This window comes from Kitasatospora sp. NRRL B-11411 (assembly GCF_000721345.1).
GTDB classification, from domain to species: domain Bacteria; phylum Actinomycetota; class Actinomycetes; order Streptomycetales; family Streptomycetaceae; genus Kitasatospora; species Kitasatospora cineracea.
Genome location: NZ_JOGH01000057.1, coordinates 1 through 17,248, shown reverse-complemented (window position 1 = coordinate 17,248; position 17,248 = coordinate 1). Strand labels below are relative to the sequence as shown.

The following is a 17,248-nucleotide window of genomic DNA, read 5'->3' as shown; positions in this document are numbered from 1 at the left end:
CAGGTGGGGGAGCCGGCATGACGGGACAGGTACGCGCGCAAGTACTGGTGGTCGGGGGCGGGCCGGTGGGCCTGCTGACCGCGGCGGAGCTGGCCGGGCAGGGGGTCCGGACGGTGGTGCTGGAGGCGGCCGGGGCGGTGTCGGAGCAGCCGAAGGCCACCACCCTGCACGCCCGGGTGGTGCAGAGCCTGGTGCGGCGCGGCTACCTGGAGCCGCCCGCGGCCGACGGCGCGGTCAGCCGCTCCTTCCACTTCGCCGGGATCCCGGGCCTGTCGGTGGCGGCCCCGGCCGAGGAGCCCGCGCCGATCCTCAAGCGCCCCCAGGCCGACCTGGAGCGGCTGTTCGAGGCCCGGGCCCGGGCCTCGGGCGCCCGGATCATGCGCGGGTACCGGGCGGTCGAGGTGCGCACCGGGCCGGACGGGGCGCAGGTGACGGCCGAGGGCCCGCACGGCCCGGTCCGGATCGGCGCCGACTACCTGGTGGGCGCCGACGGCGCGCACAGCCTGGTGCGGGAGCGGGCCGGCATCGGCTCCTCGACCGCGCCCGCGACGGTCTCGGCCCTGGCCGGCGAGGTCACCCTCGCCGACCCGGCCGCGCTGGGCCCCGGCTGGCACCGCACCCCGCGCGGCTGGATCGTCTGCACCGCGCTGCCCGGCGGCCGCACCTACCTGCGGGTCCTGGACTGCACGGGGGCCGCGCCGGACCGCCGGCCGCCCGCGCCGGAGGAGCTCAGACGCCAGACCGCCCGGATCGCGGGCCGCGACGTCCCGATGACCGACATCCGCTGGCCCAGCCGGTTCAGCGACTTCTCCCGGCTGGCCGACACCTTCCGCTCCGGGCGGGTCCTGCTGGCCGGGGACAGCGCGCACGTGCACTTCCCGATCGGCGGCCAGGGCCTGGGGACGGGCCTGCTGGACGCCGTCAACCTCGGCTGGAAGCTCGCGCTCACCGTGCGCGGCCTGGCCGGGCCCCGGCTGCTGGACAGCTACGACCCCGAGCGCCGGCCCGCCGCCCGGCGGGTCATCGACAACACCCGGGCGCAGCTCGTCCTGATGAACCCGGACCCGTTCCTGGACCCGCTGCGCGGGCTGCTCGGCGACCTGGTGGAGGCGGCCGGGCCGGCCGGCGGCTACCTCGGCGGCCTGATCAGCGCCCAGGACACCGTGCTGCCGGCCCGCACCGACGGGGCCTCGGCCTGGGAGGGCCGGTTCCTGCCCAACACCCGGCTGGCGACCACGGACGGGGAGACCGACGTGGTCCGGCTGCTCGGGCCGGGCCGGCCGGTGCTGCTGCTCGCGGGCGAGCGGGGCGGCCGGTACCTGGCCGAGGCCGGGCCCTGGGCGGGCCTGCTGTCGGTGGTGCGCACCGCCCGGGCGGACGCGCTGCCGGAGCCGGCGCTGCTGCTGCGGCCCGACGGCTACCTGGCCTGGGCGGCCGGCGGCGGCGGGCTGGGGCAGGCGCTGGAGGCGCACTTCGGCGGCCGCCCGCAGGCGCCCGCCGCCCGCCGGGCAGGGGTCCGCGCCGGGGCCCGCAGTACCGGGCCGGGCGGGCCGTTACCGCCGCCGCACGGGTACCGGCGGTCAGCCCGCGGCCGGGACGGCCGTCAGCTCGGCGAACACCCGCGCACCCCGGTCGGGGGCGATGTCCAGGGAGGTCAGGACGGAGGACAGCATCACGCTGGGCAGCAGGTGCCGCAGCAGGCTGGCGATCCGCTCGGGCAGGTCCTGGTAGTCGGTCAGCACCTGGGACATCTGCTGGATCCCGGCGAAGGCGCCCACCGCCACCGAGGAGGTCTCGTCGGGCACGACGTGCGGCAGCAGCTCCCCCTGTGCCTGGGCCCGTTCGAACACGTCCCTGACCGCCGTCTGCCAGCCGCGGAACGGCGCGGTGCGGTCGAGCCCGGTGGCCTCCATGTCCAGTGAGAGGCGCACGCCGGCCCGGACCATCGGCTCGGTCTGCAGCCGGTGCGCGTGGGTGAAGCACATGTCGACGAACTCCTGCGTCCGGCAGGGGCGTTCGGGGATGACGAGTTTCAGGTCCTGCTCGGCCAGCACCCCGTGCGCCAACTCCTCCTTCGACTGGAAGTGGAAGTACAGCGCGCCCTTGGTCACCCCCGCGGCGGCGAGGATCTCGGCGATGGTGGTTGCCTGGTAACCGCGCTCCTCGAAGATCTGCGCCGCAGCTTTCAGGATGGCCCCGCGCGTGCGGGTGGCCCGGTCTTGTGTTGCCACTGTGCCTCCTCGACCTGGTGGGACAAGGCCGATCGTCGTCCAAAAAAACCGCGTAGTTTGTATCTTACGGCGCGACGCAAGGCTGTGGACAAGTCCTTCCGTACCGGATGTCCGGCAAACCCGGGGCAATCGGGTGGTAAAGGGATGCGCGACGCCCGTCGGCGCAGGACGCCGACGGGCGGGGGAGGAGCGGACCGGGCCTGCGGCGGCCGGCACGGGGAGCGGCCGCGGGGGCCCGGTCAGCGGGCGGAGGGCGCTCCGGTCACGGTCGCGCTGAAGGCCTGCTCGCCGAACTGGTGGCCCGTCACCAGCACGGCCGGGGCGTCGCCCGGGAGCCGGACGGCCTCGATCGTGCAGGGCGCGTCCAGTTCGACGTAGCGCTTGAACTCGGCGCCGAGTGCGATCGGCAGGAAGTCCTGGCAGTCCAGGGTGGCCGCGGCGGCCTGCCGGGCGGCCTCGACGAGCAGCATCCCGGGGGCGTGGTCGAGCGGGTGGTCGAAGATCACCGGGTGGCGGGTGTCCACCCGCAGCTGCCAGCGGCCGGGTTCGCCGACCGGGGACAGCACCACGTCGGTGGGGGACATCCGTCCCACGGTCTGCGGCGCGGTCGGGGCGGTCAGCGGCAGCTGACCGGTGCGGCCGAGGGCCCGTTCGCCCCGCAGCCGCCGGTACACCTCGGGCGCGGTGCAGGTGAAGGAGGCGCCGCCGGTCACCGCCACCCGTCCGTGGCGGCGCAGCACGACCCGGTAGCGGCCGCCGGTGAGCCTGCGGCCGCGCAGCCGCACTTCCTCGAAGGAGACCTCGAGGTCGATCGAGGCCGGCGCGTCCCCGATCCGCAGCTGCTCGGGCTCGACGGTGAAGGAGCAGTCCCACATCAGGAACTGGTGGTCCAGCGGGACGCCGAACTCGGTGTGGGCCAGCAGCGTGCCGATCTGGCGGACCGTCTCGGTGGCGATCAGCGGGTCGTGGTACCCGCCCGGGAGGGGGGTGAAGAAGCTGTGGCCGCGGGGCCACTGGGCCCGAGCGGTGAAGCGGGTGTCGTCGACGCGGCCCCACTCGGTGAGCAGGACCTCGGCGACGGCGGCCCGGTGGACGAACTCCTTCGGAACCGTGGTGGTCAGCGAGACAGCAGGATGCGTTCCCGCTCGGCGGGGTTGAGGGATCGTCACTCGGTGTGAAGAGCTGGTTGCGGTCCGGTCCCGCTGGTACGTGCGCACGGACATGCTGCCCCCTGGCGTGTCGAATGGCGTTACGGTCAGATCGCTGAGAGTGAAGATATATACCATCCGGTTTTATTTCCAGCGATATGCGACCAAGACTCGGCCATCTTCGATCCGGACCTCGAGCGACCGCTTCCGTCTCAAGCGGTTCCCTAGCCTCCCTGTAGGCCGATGGCCTTGCGGCGCACGGCCTCCGGGGCAGGCTGGGGGGTGTCGGCCCGCCAGCGGGGCAGGAGCGCGACCACCCCGTCCGAGGCCCGCGCGCCGTCGGCCCCGAGGTGGCCGGAGCTGCTCCTCGGTGGCGTTCTGCGGGTTGGACCGGGGTTTTGCGGACACGGAGCGCCTCAAAACAGACCGTTCGTTCTGAAAATGTGGATCAATGGCAAGCGGAAGGGCCTCGAAGACGGCCGGACTCCAGGCGGATGCGACCCTTGAATGATGCTCAAGGCTGTGACCTGCATGTTCTTCCGCAGGCTCAAGGAAAACAAAACGGCATGGCCGGTTTGGTATTGACAAACCGGCCGTCCCGTTTTCTACTGATCAAGTGTCAGGGCGGTACGTGTGAACGGATCTTGAGGAACCTGACGGACCATCACTCACGTACGTACAGGAGGCGACATGGACATCGCTGTTCTGGGCGCGTTGGACGTCAGGGAACGCGGGACGTCGGTGACGCCCACCGCGCCCAAGCCACGACAGGTCCTGGCCCTGCTGGCCCTGCACGCCGACCGGGTGGTACCGGTGGCGTCGCTGGTCGAGGAACTGTGGGGGCGGACCCCTCCGCGCAGCGCCCGCACCACGCTGCAGACGTACATCCTGCAGCTGCGCGAGCTGATCGACGCGGCCCTGCCCGACGACGATCCGCGCACCGCCAAGGACGTGCTGAGCACCTCGCCCGGCGGCTACCTGCTCAACACCGCGGGCGGTGCCAGTGACGTGCGCGAGTTCGAGCGGCAGGCCGGCCTGGGCTACCGGGCCATGGACGCCGGCGACTTCGCCGGGGCCGCCCGCGAACTGCGCGACGCGCTCGCCCTGTGGACCGGCTCCGCCCTCGCCGACGTGCAGACCGGCCCGCAGCTGGAGATACAGCGCCAGCGGCTGGAGGAGACCCGGCTGTGCGCGCTCGACCAGCGGATCGAGGCCGACCTGCGGCTGGGCCGGCACCGCGAGCTGCTCGCCGAGCTGACCGTGCTGGTCAACCGGCACCGCACCCACGAGAACCTGCACGGCCAGTTCATGCTGGCGCTGCACCGCTCGGGCCGGCGCTCCGAAGCCCTCGAGGCCTACCAGCGGCTGCGCAACGCCCTGGTGCGGGAGCTGGGCCTGGAGCCGTCCTCGGCCCTGCGGCGGCTGCAGCGCTCGATCCTGACCGCCAGCCCCGAACCCGCGCTCCACCCGGTCCCCGCCGGGACCGGGGAGCGGTTCAGCCGCCTGAGCTGACGCCGCCGGGCCCGCGCCGGGCCGGTCCGCGGGTGCGCCGCGGAACGGGCGGGCGCGGACCGCAGGCCGGGCCGCCGCCCGGGAACGAGAGAAGGAGGCACGCGATGCAGGCCAGATCCGAGCGCACCCGCCGCAGACTGGTGCGGGCCGGTGCCGAGACCTTCGACCGCAGCGGCTACGCCAGCGCGACCCTGGACCGGATCGCCCGGCAGGCCGGTGTCACCAAGGGGGCGCTGTACTTCCACTTCGGCTCCAAGGGCGAGCTGGCCGACGCGGTGCAGGAGCAGGCCCTGGAACTGCTGGAGGGCTTCCTGGCCGGCCAGGAGGCCGCCGGCGGGGAGCCGCTGCAGCGGCTCATCGACCTGACGTACTGGCTGGCCCGCTCCCTGCACCAGGAGGCGGTGGTCCGGGCCGGCTGCCGCCTCGGCGGCGAGCGCGCCGACCGGGCGCCGTCCGACGGCGACGTGCGCCGGACCTGGACGGCCGAGACGGTGCGGCTGCTGGAGCGGGCCCGGCAGGACGGGGCGCTGCGCCGGGACGTGGGCGGGCCCGGCCCGCGGACGCTGCTGACCGTCGTGGTGTGCGGGCTGGAGGTGCTGGCCGGCAGCGGGCTGCCGCTGCCGGAGCTGCTGCGCCGCACCGGCGAGCTGTGGGACTGGCTGCTGCCCGCGCTGGTGCCGGCCGGCCACCCGGCCCGCTACCGGGTCCGGGAGGCGGGCGTCGCCGTGGCGGTGTGAGGCCGGGTCCGGGGTGCGGAGTCCCGAGGCGCGGGGACCAGGGGTCCGGGGTGCGGGGCCAGGGGTGCGGCCGTGACGGGTGTGACGCGGGTCACGCGGGATTCCGGGGGCGGGCTGTCACATCGCCGCCGCGCCGTCCGTCAGCGCAGTGCAAGTGAGCGCAGAGCCGAAGGAGCCCCGGGATGGAAGCCCGTTTCGCCTACTACAGCACCGCCACCGGCGGGAAGTTCACCAAGGCCATCAACTCCGCGGGCCGGGTGATCACCGAGTCGGGCCTCCCCGCCGCCACCCAGCACATGGTGCTGCTGCGGGCCAGCCAGATCAACGGCTGCGGGATGTGCACCGACATGCACTACAAGGACGCCGTGCACGCCGGGGACCAGCCGGAGCGGCTCAACCTGGTCGCGGCCTGGCGCGAGGCCACCGTGTTCACCGAGGCCGAGCGCGCCGCGCTGGAGCTCACCGAGGAGGCCACCCGGATCGCCGACGCGGCCGGCGGGGTCAGCGACGCGGTGTGGGCGAACGCCGCCGCGCACTACGACCAGGAGCAGCTCGCCGCGCTGGTCTCGGCGATCGCCCTGATCAACGCCTACAACCGGATGAACGTGATCTGCCGGACGCCCGCGGGGAGCTACCAGCCCGGCCAGTGGTGAGCCGTCGGCACGGCACCTCCCGCGGACGGGACCTCCCCCTCCGCCCGCGGGAGTGCCGAAGGGGCGGGCCGCAACTCGGTGCGGCCCGCCCCGCCGGCGTTCGGTGCCGTCCCGCACCACCCGAAAAAACAAAAGGACCGACCGGTTTCCTTTAGCCGTCCTCCGTGCGTTCTGAACGGTTCCTCAAGCGCTTCTGCGGTGCCTCTATAGCCGGGTGACGGACGGTGTTCGAAGGCCGGAGGAGGCGGAATGGGCGGTTCGGAGACCGGGATGCTTGCGCTGCGGGTCGAGCGCGGCCGGGCCAGTGACGAGGAACTCGCCGTCGTCATGGCGGTGCTGTGGTCAGCAGTGGCCGGACGGAGTGTTCCGTCCGACGGTGCGGAGACCCCGAACGTTCCGCTGTGGCGGCCCGAGCGCCCCGTCGTCGCGCACCGCCCGCCGCACAACTGGCGATAGGACCGAGCAGTCTTTTGGCTATGGCAGATTTGCGTGCGCGCCGCGCTTCCCCACATAGAAACCGCTCAGATGGTTTGTTATGGTGAGGGCGCTCGATCGGGCCGCACCATGGGGAGGTTGTGTCGTGACTGTGGTAAATGACCTTGTCCACGCCTCGATCGAAGTGACCGAGGCGGCGGACTCGCACGGCCAGGTGGCCGAACTGCACGCGATCCGCGCGCAGGTGCTCGCCGGGCCGAGCGAGAAGGCCACCGAGGCGCAGCACGCCAAGGGCAAGCTGACCGCCCGGGAGCGGATCGCCCTGCTGCTCGACGAGGACTCCTTCCGCGAGGTGGAGCCGCTGCGCCGGCACCGCGCCCAGGGCTTCGGCCTCGAGTCCAAGAAGCCCTACACCGACGGCGTGATCACCGGCTGGGGCAAGGTCGAGGGCCGCACGGTCTTCGTCTACGCGCACGACTTCCGGATCTTCGGCGGCGCGCTGGGCGAGGCCCACGCGCAGAAGATCCACAAGATCATGGACATGGCCCTGGCCGCGGGCGCCCCCCTCGTCTCCCTCAACGACGGGGCCGGCGCGCGCATCCAGGAGGGCGTCTCGGCGCTGGCCGGTTACGGCGGCATCTTCCAGCGCAACACCAAGGCCTCCGGCGTCATCCCGCAGATCTCCGTCATGCTCGGCCCCTGCGCCGGCGGCGCGGCCTACTCCCCCGCGCTCACCGACTTCGTGTTCATGGTCCGCGAGACCAGCCAGATGTTCATCACCGGCCCGGACGTGGTCAAGGCCGTCACCGGTGAGGAGATCACCCAGAACGGGCTCGGCGGCGCCGACGTCCACTCCGGCACCTCGGGTGTGGCGCACTTCGCGTACGACGACGAGGAGACCTGCATCGCCGAGGTGCGCTACCTGCTGTCGATGCTGCCGCAGAACAACCGCGAGTACCCGCCGTGCGTGCCGTGCACCGACCCGCAGACCCGGCGCTCCGAGGTGCTGCTGGACCTCGTCCCGGCGGACGGCAGCCGCCCCTACGACATGGCAAAGGTGATCGAGGAGATCGTCGACGACGGCGAGTACCTCGAGGTGCACGAGCGCTGGGCGCGCAACCTCATCTGCGCGCTGGCCCGGCTCAACGGCATGGTCGTCGGCATCGTCGCCAACCAGCCGTCCACCCTGGCCGGCGTGCTGGACATCGAGGCCAGCGAGAAGGGCGCGCGCTTCGTGCAGATGTGCGACGCCTTCAACATCCCGATCGTCACGCTGGAGGACGTCCCCGGCTTCCTGCCCGGCGTCGGCCAGGAGCACGGCGGCATCATCCGGCGCGGCGCGAAGCTGCTGTACGCCTACTGCAACGCCACCGTGCCGCGGATCTCGGTGATCCTGCGCAAGGCGTACGGTGGCGCCTACATCGTGATGGACTCGCAGTCCATCGGCGCGGACCTGTCGTTCGCCTGGCCGACCAACGAGATCGCCGTGATGGGCGCCGAGGGCGCCGCCAACGTCATCTTCCGTCGTGACATCGCCGCCGCCGAGGATCCCGAGGCGATGCGTGCGCAGAAGATCAAGGAGTACAAGAGCGAGCTGATGCACCCGTACTACGCGGCCGAGCGCGGCCTCGTGGACGACGTCATCGACCCGGCCGAGACCCGCGAGGTGCTCATCCGCTCGCTCGACATGCTCCGCAACAAGCATGTCGACGCTCCCGCCCGGAAGCACGGCAACCCCCCGCAGTAGATGGAGCGCTGATGGTCAAACAGGAACGTGCACTGCGCACCAGGGAGACCCTGGTCCGCTCCGCGGCGGAGATGTTCCACCAGGAGGGGTTCACGGTCGCCTCGCTCGCCACGATCAGCAGACGGGCCGGGGTGAGCAACGGTGCGCTGCACTTCCACTTCGCCAACAAGGCCGCGGTGGCGGACGCGGTCGAGGAGTCCGCGCTGGCCCGCCTCCGGGCCGTCACCGCCGACGGCCCGAAGGCGGCCGACTGCTGCCTGCAGCGGCTGGTCGACGCCACCTACCGGCTCGCCCGGGAGCTGAGCGACGACGTGGTGCTGCGGGCCGGCTTCGAGCTCGGCGGCGACCCGGCCCGCTTGCCCGGCGTCGACCTGCGCGGGTACTGGCAGCACTGGGTGCGGGAGACGCTCCGGCAGGCGGGCGAGCGCGGCGAACTGCGCCCGGAGGTGGTGCCGGAGGAGGCCGCGACCGCGGTGGTGGCCGGCACCGTCGGCATGGAGGTGCTGGGCACCCGGCAGCCGGAGTGGCTCGACCCGCGGACGGTCGGCCGGTTCTGGCGCCTGCTGCTGCCCACCCTGGCCCCCACCGGCCTGCTCGCCACCCTGTCGGCCGACGGCGTGGACACCGAGGCGCCGGAGGAGTAGCCCGCCCCGGGGCGGGACGGCCGCGGCCCGGGGCTGTCGGCGCGGCCCGGGCGGCCTCAGCGCAGCGCCGTCCGCCGGGCGCTGAGCCGCTCCAGGCGGCCGAGCAGTTCCCGCTGGTCCCGGGAGAGCTGTTCGAGGCGGCTGTTGAGCCGGACCACCTCCTCGCGCAGCGCGCCGACCTCGGCGGCCGCGCTGACCTCGCCGGCCGCACCGACCTCGCCGGCCGGCCCGGCCCGGCTCCCCGCGGCCACCGCCGTGACCGCGGCCGGGAACGCCGCCGCGGCCGGGTACGCCGCCGCGGTGCGGCCGGACGGCCACGGGCCGGGGCCGGGCTCCCGGTGGTCCAGGACCGCCTCCACCCGCTCGCGCAGGATCGGGCCGGGTTCGACGCCCAGGTCGCGCAGCAGGCGGCGGCGCGCCCGGTCGTACACCCCGATCGCCTCGGCCCGGCGGCCGCAGCGGTGCAGCGCGGCCATCAGCAGGTCGTAGAAGCGCTCCCGCAGCGGGTGGGCGGTGGTCAGTTCCTCGAGTTCGCCGGTGATGCCGTCGCAGCGGTCGGCCCGCAGGCAGGCGTCGTACAGCGCCTCCAGGGCGACCAGGCGGCTCTCCTCCAGCAGCGAGGCCTCGGCCGAGCAGATCGCGCCGCGTCCGCTGCCCTCCAGGGCGGGGCCGCGCCACAGGGCCATGGCCTCGCGCAGGGCGTCGGCGGCCAGGCCGGGGTCGGCGCCGGCCAGGGCCCGGCCCTCGGCGACCATCCGGTGGAAGCGCCGGGCGTCGGTGTCGATCCGCCCGGGCCGCAGCGCGTACCCGAGCGGGCGGGTGACCAGCCACTCGTGCGGCGGTTCGCCGGGGGCGGGCGGGGGCAGCAGGCGGCGCAGCCGGGCCACGTGGGCCTGCAGGGCGTTGGCGGCGTTGGCCGGGGGGTGCTCGTCCCACAGTTCGTCGACGAGGCGTTCCACCGGCACGACCTGGCCGGCCTTGACCACCAGCGCGCCCAGCAGGGCGCGCTGCTTGGCACCGGGGGGCACCACGCCCCGGCCGGTGCTCTCGTCGTACACCTGGACGGGGCCCAGGATTCCGAACTCCATCGCTTCCTCGCACGGGGGGACCGGCGGACCGGGGGGCGGGGGCGCCGGGCGAAGGCGGCTTCCCGAGGGCCGGGAGGGGAATTGCCCGGAGACAGGACGCTAGCGCCCGACCGGGCCCGCGGTCCGCCGTCCGCCAGCGGCTTTCAGGGGGTCGTGGAGGATTTCTCGAGGACGGGCCGCGCCCGACCCGTTCTCGAGGCCCGGAAATGCCGCCCGGGGGGCGTCCGGGTGAGGGGAGCGTGAAGGTTCGGGTGCGCGGGAAAGGGCGTCGGGAAGTGTGCGGAGGAACGCACGTACTCGCAGGTGGGAGGCCTGTCCGGCGGATTTGTCAGCCCGGCGTCAGGGCGGTGTCAGGGGGGTTTCGGCGCCCTTCTTGGAGTTTCTCTCGACATTCACTAGAGAATGGCTGGCGAACGGATGGTACGCACCCTCGGATCCCTTGCCATCCGCTGGAGGATATGGCGGAGAATGCCCCGAGGCGAAGGGGAGGGGAAGCCATGAAGATTAAAGTACTGGGCGCTCTGAGTGCCGAAGTCAACGGGATCTCTGTCGTCCCGACGGCGGGGAAGCCCCGCCAGATCCTGGCCTTGTTGGCCCTGTACCCGGGCCGGGTCGTCCCGGTCCCGACACTCATGGAGGAGATCTGGGGCACCGAGCTGCCGCAGAGTTCCCTGACCACGCTGCAGACCTACATCCTCCAGCTGCGCCGCCTGCTGGGCACCGCCATGGGCCCGGACGCGCCGGGCTCCGCCAAGGAGGTGCTCGCCACCCGCTACGGCGGGTACCTGCTGCAGGTCCCCAGCGAGGCCGTCGACGTCTACACCTACGAACGCCTGCTGCTCGAGGGCAGACAGGCCTTCGAGGACGGCGAGGACGAGACCGCGGCCTCCCGGCTGCGCGAGGCGCTCGACCTCTGGGAGGGCTCCGCCCTGGTCGACGTGCGGGTCGGCCCCGTCCTCGAGATCGAGGTCATGCGCCTGGAGGAGAGCCGGCTGGTCGCCCGGGAGCGCCGGATCGACGCCGACCTGCGGCTGGGCCGGCACTCCGAACTGCTCGCCGAGCTCACCGACCTGATCGCCCGCCACCCCCAGCACGAGGGGCTGCACTCGCAGGCGATGGTCGCGCTCTACCGCTCCGGCCGGCAGGCCGCCGCGCTCGACGTCTACCGCCGGCTGCGTCACCGGCTCATCGAGGAGCTCGGCGTCGAACCCTCCCCCCAGCTCCAGCGGATGCACCAGGCGATGCTCGTCGTCGACCCGCTGCTGGACACCGCCGCCGGCCCCCGGCGCACCTCCACCTTCGACCTGTACGCGGCCTGAGCCCGAACCCGGGCCGAGCACGGCTCGAGGCGGACAGGACAGGCTCGGTCCGCGGACGGCCGCGCCCCCGCGGTGCCGGCGCAGGCCGCCGCGTCCCACGGCCGGCCCCGCGGCTTCCCGGGTGAGGCACCGGCATCGCAGGAGGAGGACCACGGATGACTGCTCTGACGGATGCCGGCGGGGAGCGGACCACGCTCTACTGCCTCGGCCACGCGGGCGGCGGAGTGGCGGGCTACCGCCGCTGGCCGTCCCTGGTCGGACCCGACGTCGACGTGGTGCCCCTCCTGCTGCCCGGCCGCGACGGCCGCCGCCGCGAACCCCGGGTCACCGACCGGGCCGCCCTGCTCGCCGACCTGATGCCGATCCTCACCGAACGGGCCGGCACCGGGCCGTACGCGGTGTACGGCCACAGCATGGGCGCCCTGGTCGCGTACACCCTCACCCGGGCGCTCACCGACACCGGCGCGCCGCCCCCGCTGTTCCTCGCGGTCGGCGCCTGCCTGCCGCCGCACGTGGCCACCGCCCTGGTCAGCGCCGCCGACCTGCCCGACGAGCACCTGCTGCCGATCCTGGACCGGCTCGGCTCGCTGCCCGCGGGCGAGATGGCCCGGCCCGGCGGGCTGTGGCACCGCGCCGTGCTGCCCGTGCTCCGCGACGACCTGCGGCTGGCCGGCTCGCTGCGCCAGGCCGCGCTGGACTCCGTCACCGGCGGCCAGGTGGACACCCCCGTGCTGGTCTTCGCCGGCCGCGACGACCCGCTGGCCGTGCCCGCGCTGCTCGAGGAGTGGCGGGGCTGGGCCACCGGGCGGGTCGAGGCGCGCACCGTCGACGGCGACCACTTCTTCGTCGGCACCCCCGAACTGCCGCGCCTGGTCGGCCAGGCCTGCCGCGACCGGGCCGCCGCCCTGGCCCTCGGAGGCCGGCGGTGAGGCGCGTCGTCATCACCGGCATCGGCGTCGTCGCCCCCGGCGGGATCGGCGCCGGGAACTTCTGGAACCTGCTGACCTCCGGCCGCACCGCGACCCGGGGCATCACCATCTTCGACGCCTCCGCCTACCGCTCGCGGATCGCCGCCGAGGTCGACTTCGACCCCACCGCGCACGGCTTCACCCTCGCCGACACCGAACGCCTCGACCGGACCGCCCAGTTCGCCCTGGTCAGCGCCCGCGAGGCGATCGCCGACAGCGGCATCGCCGACAGCATCGCCGCCGACCCGCTGCGCTGCGGCGTCACCCTGGGCAGCGCCGTCGGCTGCGTCACCGGCCTGGCCACCCAGTACGCGCTGCTCAGCGACTACGGCGCCGCCTGGACGGTGGACCACACCCAGGCCACCGACGTCCTCTACGACTACCTCGTGCCCAGCTCGGTCGCCGCCGCGGTGGCCCGGGACAGCTGGGCGCAGGGGCCGGTCGGCCTGGTCTCCAGCGGCTGCACCTCGGGCCTGGACGCGATCGGCCACGCCGCCGAACTGATCCGCGACGGCAGCGCCGACGTGATGATCGCCGGCGGCGCCGAGGCGCCGATCTCCCCGATCGCCATGGCCTGCTTCGACCGGATCCAGCTCACCAGCCCGCGCAACGAGGAACCCGGGACGGCCTCCCGCCCCTTCGACCGCACCCGCGACGGCTTCGTGCTCGGCGAGGGCTCCGCCGTCGTCATCCTCGAGGAGCTCGCGCACGCCCGCCGCCGCGGCGCCCACGCCTACGCCGAGCTGTCCGGCTTCGCCACGTACACCAGCGCGCACCACATGACCGGGCTGCGCCCCGACGGGCAGGAGATGGCCGGCGCGATCCGGGCCGCGCTCGACGAGGCCCGGCTGAACCCGGTGGACGTCGACTACATCAACGCGCACGGCGCCGGCACCCGGCACAACGACCGGCACGAGACGCACGCGCTCAAGCTCGGCCTCGGCGACCACGCCCGGCGCGTCCCGATCAGCTCCATCAAGTCGATGATCGGGCACGCGCTCGGCGCCGCCGGCGCCCTGGACGTGGTGGCCGGCGTGCTGGCCATCGCCCGCAGCACCGTGCCGCCCACCGCGAACCTGCACCGGCCCGACCCGATCTGCGACCTCGACTACACCCCGCTGATCGCCCGCGAGCAGCGCACCAGCACCGTGCTCAGCGTCGCCAGCGGCTTCGGCGGCTTCCACACCGCCGCCGTGCTGACCCGGCCCCGGCTGCAGGAGGCGGCGTGAACGGGGGACGGACCGAGGACGCCGAGGTGGTCGTCACCGGCATCGGCGTCGCCGCGCCCAACGGGCTCGGCACCGACACCTGGTGGAAGAGCCTGCTGGCCGGCCGCGGCGGCATCGCCCCGATCACCCGCTTCGACGCCTCCGGCTACCCGGTGCGGATCGCCGGCGAGGTCCGCGACTTCGTGGACGAGGAGCACGTCTCCAGCCGGCTGCTGCCCAGCACCGACCGGGCCACCCGGCTCGGACTGGCCGCCGCCCGCGAGGCGATGGCCGACTCCGGCGCCACCCCGACCAACCACCACGGCCACCTCGCCGGAGTCGTCACCGGCAGCGCCACCGGCGGCACCGAGTTCGGCCAGCGCGGCCTCGAGGCGCTCTGGGGCCGGGGCGCCAAGTACGTCAGCGCCTACCAGTCCTCCGCCTGGTTCCATGCCGCGCACACCGGCCAGATCGCCATCCAGCACCGGCTCCGCGGCCCCGCCACCGCCGTGGTCAGCGAACAGGCCGGCGGCCTCGACGCGATCGCCCGGGCCCGCCGCGAGATCCGCCGGGGCGCCACCCTCATGGTGGCCGGCGGCGTCGACTCCGCGCTGTGCCCCTGGGGCTGGGCCGCCCTGCTGTCCGACGGCCGGCTCAGCACCTCCACCGACCCGCAGCGCGCCTACCTGCCCTTCGCCCCCGACGCGAGCGGCCACGTCGCGGGCGAGGGCGGCGCGCTGCTCGTCCTCGAGGACGCCCGGGAGGCCGCCGAACGCGGCGCCGCCCGCTACGGCGCGGTGGCCGGCTGCGCCGCCACCTTCGACGGCGTCCCCGGCCGCCCCCGGCTCAAGGAGGCCGCCGAACTGGCCCTGGCCGACGCCGGAGTGACCCCGCAGCAGATCGGCGCGGTCTTCGCCGACGGGGCCGGCAACCGGGCCGAGGACCGGGCCGAGGCGGCCGCGCTGGCCGACCTGTTCGGGCCGCACGGGGTGCCGGTCACCGCGCCCAAGTCGATGACCGGCCGGCTCGGCGCGGGCGGCTCCGCGCTCGACGTGGCCGCCGCGCTGCTCGCGCTGCGCGACGGGCTGCTGCCGCCGACCACCGGCACGGTGCGGACCGCGGCCGACTGCCCGCTCGACCTGGTCGTCGGGGAACCCCGGGAGCTGCCGGGGCTGCGCCACGTCCTGGTGCTGGCCCGCGGCCGGGGCGGGTTCAACTCGGCGCTGGTGGTCCGGGCGGCCGCGGCGTGAACGGGACGAGCGGTGCGAACGGGACGAGCCGCTGAGGCCCTCGACCGGATTACCGCTGGGGTGGCGTGCCTGACCGTGAGGTGTGGGCACCGGATCCACCGAGTCGCGCCGCGTCTTCCGCAGGCTGCTCGACGCGGTGAACGACGTGACAGGGAAGGCAGGTTGCTGCTGATCGGCGACGACTGTGCGCAGGACCGCGTCCAGAACATGTGAGGACGCATATGTTTTGCCATGCATCCATCGCCCTGCCCGGCAAACCCGCAGGTCAGCGCTCTAGCTGCCGCTCGCCATATGTAGGTTCATATGCATTCGTCACACGACTCGGAGTCCTGGGCGACCGGTCCGTTTCCGCCCGCTCCCGGGTTCGGAGGCGCCCACGGTTGCCGGGGAAGCGCCGCCCCGCCGACCGGCCCTTTCCGAGTCCGCCTTCGGCGACGAGGGAGAAGCGATCCGGGCCGGGCGCGTCCGGGTCGTGGGGATGTTCAGCGGCCAGTCGTCCAGGCTCTCGTCGTGCACGGCGGCGATAGCCTGCCGGGGGCCCTCCTGGGCCGCCAGCAGCTTGTGCAGCCGGATCCGGCCGCGGCGCCGGAGGTGGGGCGGGTCGATGATCCCCAGGTCCGAGAGCCGTCCCAGCGCCTTGCTGATATTCGGCTGCTGCACCCCCAAGCGCTCGCTGAGGACCGCCTGGGTGATGAAGACCACGCCGCCCGGCTCCTGTCGGGCGAAGAGGATGTCCAGGACATCCCGCTCGGTCGGGGTCAGGCCGGCGTTCGGCAGGTACTCGAAGAGCAGGCTGTTGAACCAGAACGCCACAAGCGGAGTGGGACCCGATGCAGTCGTCATCGTGCTCACGCCGCCTTCTCGTAGGGAATCTTGATCCTCTTCATGTCCATCACGGCCCGGCCGATCCGAGCGAGCTCACTTTGAGTCCCGCGCCACTGCCCGGCCTCGTCGATCTCCGCGGTCATGATGTCCGGCACCGCGCGCTCGCGCTTCGTGAAGTCGAAGCGCCAGACGTTCGCCAGCAGCTCCCGATCCGTCGCGACCCAGGCTCCGCTGTACGTCAACGCGCGCTTGCGCGGCTTCTCGGTATTGGCGACCAGCGTGAACCCGATGCTGGGGTTCTGCGCCTGCAGTTGCTCAAGGCCGCTGCCGATCAGATCGGCCAGACCCCTCGCGAAGTCCTCCTCCGCACCACCCTCCGGGAACGGAACCGAGCCGAGATGTATCGCGGTATGGGGCTGATACAACTCCCTGGACCTCGAAGGGATATATTCCGCCTAGGGCTGATGCAGAATCAGGGTTTCCGCAGGTCAAGGCCCCTCCCCCTTCTTAAAAGAAACCCGCCTGGACGGACGGCGGGTTGGCTGCCCTTCCGCCGGACGTGCCCGGCTTCCAGCCGCGCGGAGTGCCGGCGGGGGCTCCTCCGGACCCCGCCCCCGCCGGATCGGTCCTGATGGCGCAGGTGCTGCCCGTACCCGGTCATTCGGAAGGGCAGCTGGCCTACGACGCCGGGGAGGGGTGCGGGGATCCGGCTGTCAGTTGCGGCACAGCGGACCGGTTCACCGGCGACTGCCCGGGGCGACACGTATTGCAGTGCGGTCGGGGGCCGGTTCCGGGGCGGGTCGGCGGCGTCGTCGACCGGCGCGGCGTCAGGCGAAGTCGCCGGCCCGGGTGGGCTGCTGGAGTTCGCGGCGGAGCCGGCGTTCGAGGGCGGTCAGCGGGAGGTCGGGGCGGAGCTGTTCGGGGTGGCCGGGCGGGGGGCCGAAGGCCGGGGCAGCGGTGAGGGGGAGGGTGCTGTCGGGGTGGCGCAGGGCGAGGTCGTGGGGGTCGTTGCTCTCGCCGGTGTGCAGGAGGCCGAGGGTCACCAGCCCGTCCCAGAAGGAGCGGACGAAACGCCAGGGCAGCAGCAGGACACGCATGAACGCCTCCGGGAGGGGGCCGGGGCGGCACGCGGGGCCGTCCACCGGTACGGGGGAGACCGGTGGGCGGCCCCGCGGCGCGGGCGGCCTCGGTGAGGAGGCCGCTCCGGGTGCCGCGGCACGGTGTCCACCGGGGAGGGCACCGCCGGGGGCTGCCCGTGTGACCGAGTGTCGGCCCCGGGGCTGGACGTCCTCTCGAACCCAGCGGGTGGACGGCTCGGGGCCCGGTGGCGGATCGGCCGGGCCGTTCCGGAGCGGCGCTGGAGCGGCGGGCCGGTGCGGGACCGCCGGGGCGCGGGCCGCGGAGCCCGGCGGAGCCGGCTGCGGCGGGGTGCGGGCGGGGGCGGGCGAGTGGTCGCAGCGGTGGTGGCGGGAGGGTGGTGGGG

Annotated in this window: 16 protein-coding genes and 1 pseudogene; 11 read left to right on the top strand and 6 right to left on the bottom strand. The window is 73.9% G+C overall.

The features are described from left to right. Positions 1-17: 17 nt before the first annotated feature. Positions 18-1,466 (top strand): annotated as a pseudogene (locus IH44_RS48325) (FAD-dependent monooxygenase); the annotation flags it as partial. Positions 1,467-1,580: 114 nt separating this feature from the next. On the opposite strand, the gene IH44_RS44460 reads toward IH44_RS48325, so the two are convergent. Together IH44_RS44460 and IH44_RS0123795 are read right to left on the bottom strand one after the other, a co-directional pair. Then, positions 1,581-2,231 (bottom strand): ScbR family autoregulator-binding transcription factor, encoded by a 651-nt coding sequence (locus IH44_RS44460; RefSeq protein WP_081967077.1) that lies wholly within the window; start codon positions 2,229-2,231, stop codon positions 1,581-1,583. Between the two features lie 239 nt (positions 2,232-2,470). Further along, positions 2,471-3,400, bottom strand: a complete 930-nt coding sequence (locus IH44_RS0123795; protein ID WP_232795056.1) for a ScbA/BarX family gamma-butyrolactone biosynthesis protein — start codon at positions 3,398-3,400, stop codon at positions 2,471-2,473. A gap of 669 nt (positions 3,401-4,069) precedes the next feature. Between IH44_RS0123795 and IH44_RS0123790 the strand changes: the two genes are divergently transcribed. From IH44_RS0123790 to IH44_RS0123765, 6 genes are all read left to right on the top strand, one after another. Beyond that, entirely contained in the window at positions 4,070-4,891 is an 822-nt protein-coding gene (locus IH44_RS0123790; protein WP_030461733.1) for an AfsR/SARP family transcriptional regulator, read from the top strand. A gap of 104 nt (positions 4,892-4,995) precedes the next feature. Next, positions 4,996-5,628, top strand: a complete 633-nt coding sequence (locus IH44_RS0123785; protein ID WP_030461732.1) for a ScbR family autoregulator-binding transcription factor — start codon at positions 4,996-4,998, stop codon at positions 5,626-5,628. 182 nt (positions 5,629-5,810) lie between these two features. Then, a complete protein-coding gene (locus IH44_RS0123780; RefSeq protein WP_030461731.1) occupies positions 5,811-6,281 on the top strand; it encodes a carboxymuconolactone decarboxylase family protein in 471 nt (156 codons plus the stop codon). Between the two features lie 249 nt (positions 6,282-6,530). Continuing rightward, positions 6,531-6,737: an acyl-CoA carboxylase subunit epsilon gene (locus tag IH44_RS0123775; protein ID WP_030461730.1), complete on the top strand. Its 207-nt coding sequence runs from the start codon at positions 6,531-6,533 to the stop codon at positions 6,735-6,737. Between the two features lie 130 nt (positions 6,738-6,867). Continuing rightward, positions 6,868-8,463 carry an acyl-CoA carboxylase subunit beta gene (locus tag IH44_RS0123770; protein ID WP_369794984.1) on the top strand — a complete coding sequence of 532 codons (1,596 nt, stop codon included), beginning with the start codon at positions 6,868-6,870 and terminating at the stop codon, positions 8,461-8,463. Positions 8,464-8,474: 11 nt separating this feature from the next. Then, positions 8,475-9,107 carry a ScbR family autoregulator-binding transcription factor gene (locus IH44_RS0123765; protein ID WP_035956204.1) on the top strand — a complete coding sequence of 211 codons (633 nt, stop codon included), beginning with the start codon at positions 8,475-8,477 and terminating at the stop codon, positions 9,105-9,107. A 56-nt stretch (positions 9,108-9,163) separates the two neighbouring features. On the opposite strand, the gene IH44_RS0123760 is transcribed toward IH44_RS0123765, so the two are convergent. Beyond that, complete coding sequence (locus tag IH44_RS0123760) at positions 9,164-10,195, bottom strand: AfsR/SARP family transcriptional regulator (protein ID WP_030461727.1); 1,032 nt, start codon at positions 10,193-10,195, stop codon at positions 9,164-9,166. A 497-nt stretch (positions 10,196-10,692) separates the two neighbouring features. On the opposite strand from IH44_RS0123760, the gene IH44_RS0123755 reads away from it, so the two are divergent. From IH44_RS0123755 to IH44_RS0123740, 4 genes are all read left to right on the top strand, one after another. Continuing rightward, on the top strand, positions 10,693-11,514 hold the full coding sequence (locus IH44_RS0123755) for an AfsR/SARP family transcriptional regulator (RefSeq protein WP_030461726.1): 822 nt from the start codon (positions 10,693-10,695) through the stop codon (positions 11,512-11,514). Between the two features lie 155 nt (positions 11,515-11,669). Further along, positions 11,670-12,443, top strand: a complete 774-nt coding sequence (locus IH44_RS0123750) for a thioesterase II family protein (RefSeq protein ID WP_051817251.1) — start codon at positions 11,670-11,672, stop codon at positions 12,441-12,443. Then, positions 12,440-13,711: a beta-ketoacyl synthase gene (locus tag IH44_RS0123745; RefSeq protein ID WP_030461724.1), complete on the top strand. Its 1,272-nt coding sequence runs from the start codon at positions 12,440-12,442 to the stop codon at positions 13,709-13,711. The genes IH44_RS0123750 and IH44_RS0123745 overlap by 4 nt, the downstream gene beginning before the upstream one ends. Continuing rightward, positions 13,708-14,940, top strand: coding sequence for a beta-ketoacyl synthase N-terminal-like domain-containing protein (locus IH44_RS0123740; RefSeq protein ID WP_030461723.1), 1,233 nt, complete (start codon positions 13,708-13,710; stop codon positions 14,938-14,940). Before IH44_RS0123745 ends, IH44_RS0123740 begins: the two co-directional genes overlap by 4 nt. 312 nt (positions 14,941-15,252) lie before the next feature. Here IH44_RS0123740 and IH44_RS43030 read toward each other — a convergent pair whose 3' ends face one another. From IH44_RS43030 to IH44_RS0123725, 3 genes are all read right to left on the bottom strand, one after another. Then, positions 15,253-15,783, bottom strand: a complete 531-nt coding sequence (locus IH44_RS43030; protein WP_232795057.1) for a MarR family winged helix-turn-helix transcriptional regulator — start codon at positions 15,781-15,783, stop codon at positions 15,253-15,255. Positions 15,784-15,788: 5 nt separating this feature from the next. Next, the gene (locus IH44_RS0123730; protein WP_030461721.1) at positions 15,789-16,190 is read right to left on the bottom strand and encodes a hypothetical protein; all 402 of its coding nucleotides are present in this window, start codon (positions 16,188-16,190) and stop codon (positions 15,789-15,791) included. Positions 16,191-16,592: 402 nt separating this feature from the next. Beyond that, positions 16,593-16,862, bottom strand: coding sequence for a DUF6059 family protein (locus tag IH44_RS0123725; protein ID WP_030461720.1), 270 nt, complete (start codon positions 16,860-16,862; stop codon positions 16,593-16,595). Positions 16,863-17,248 lie beyond the last annotated feature (386 nt).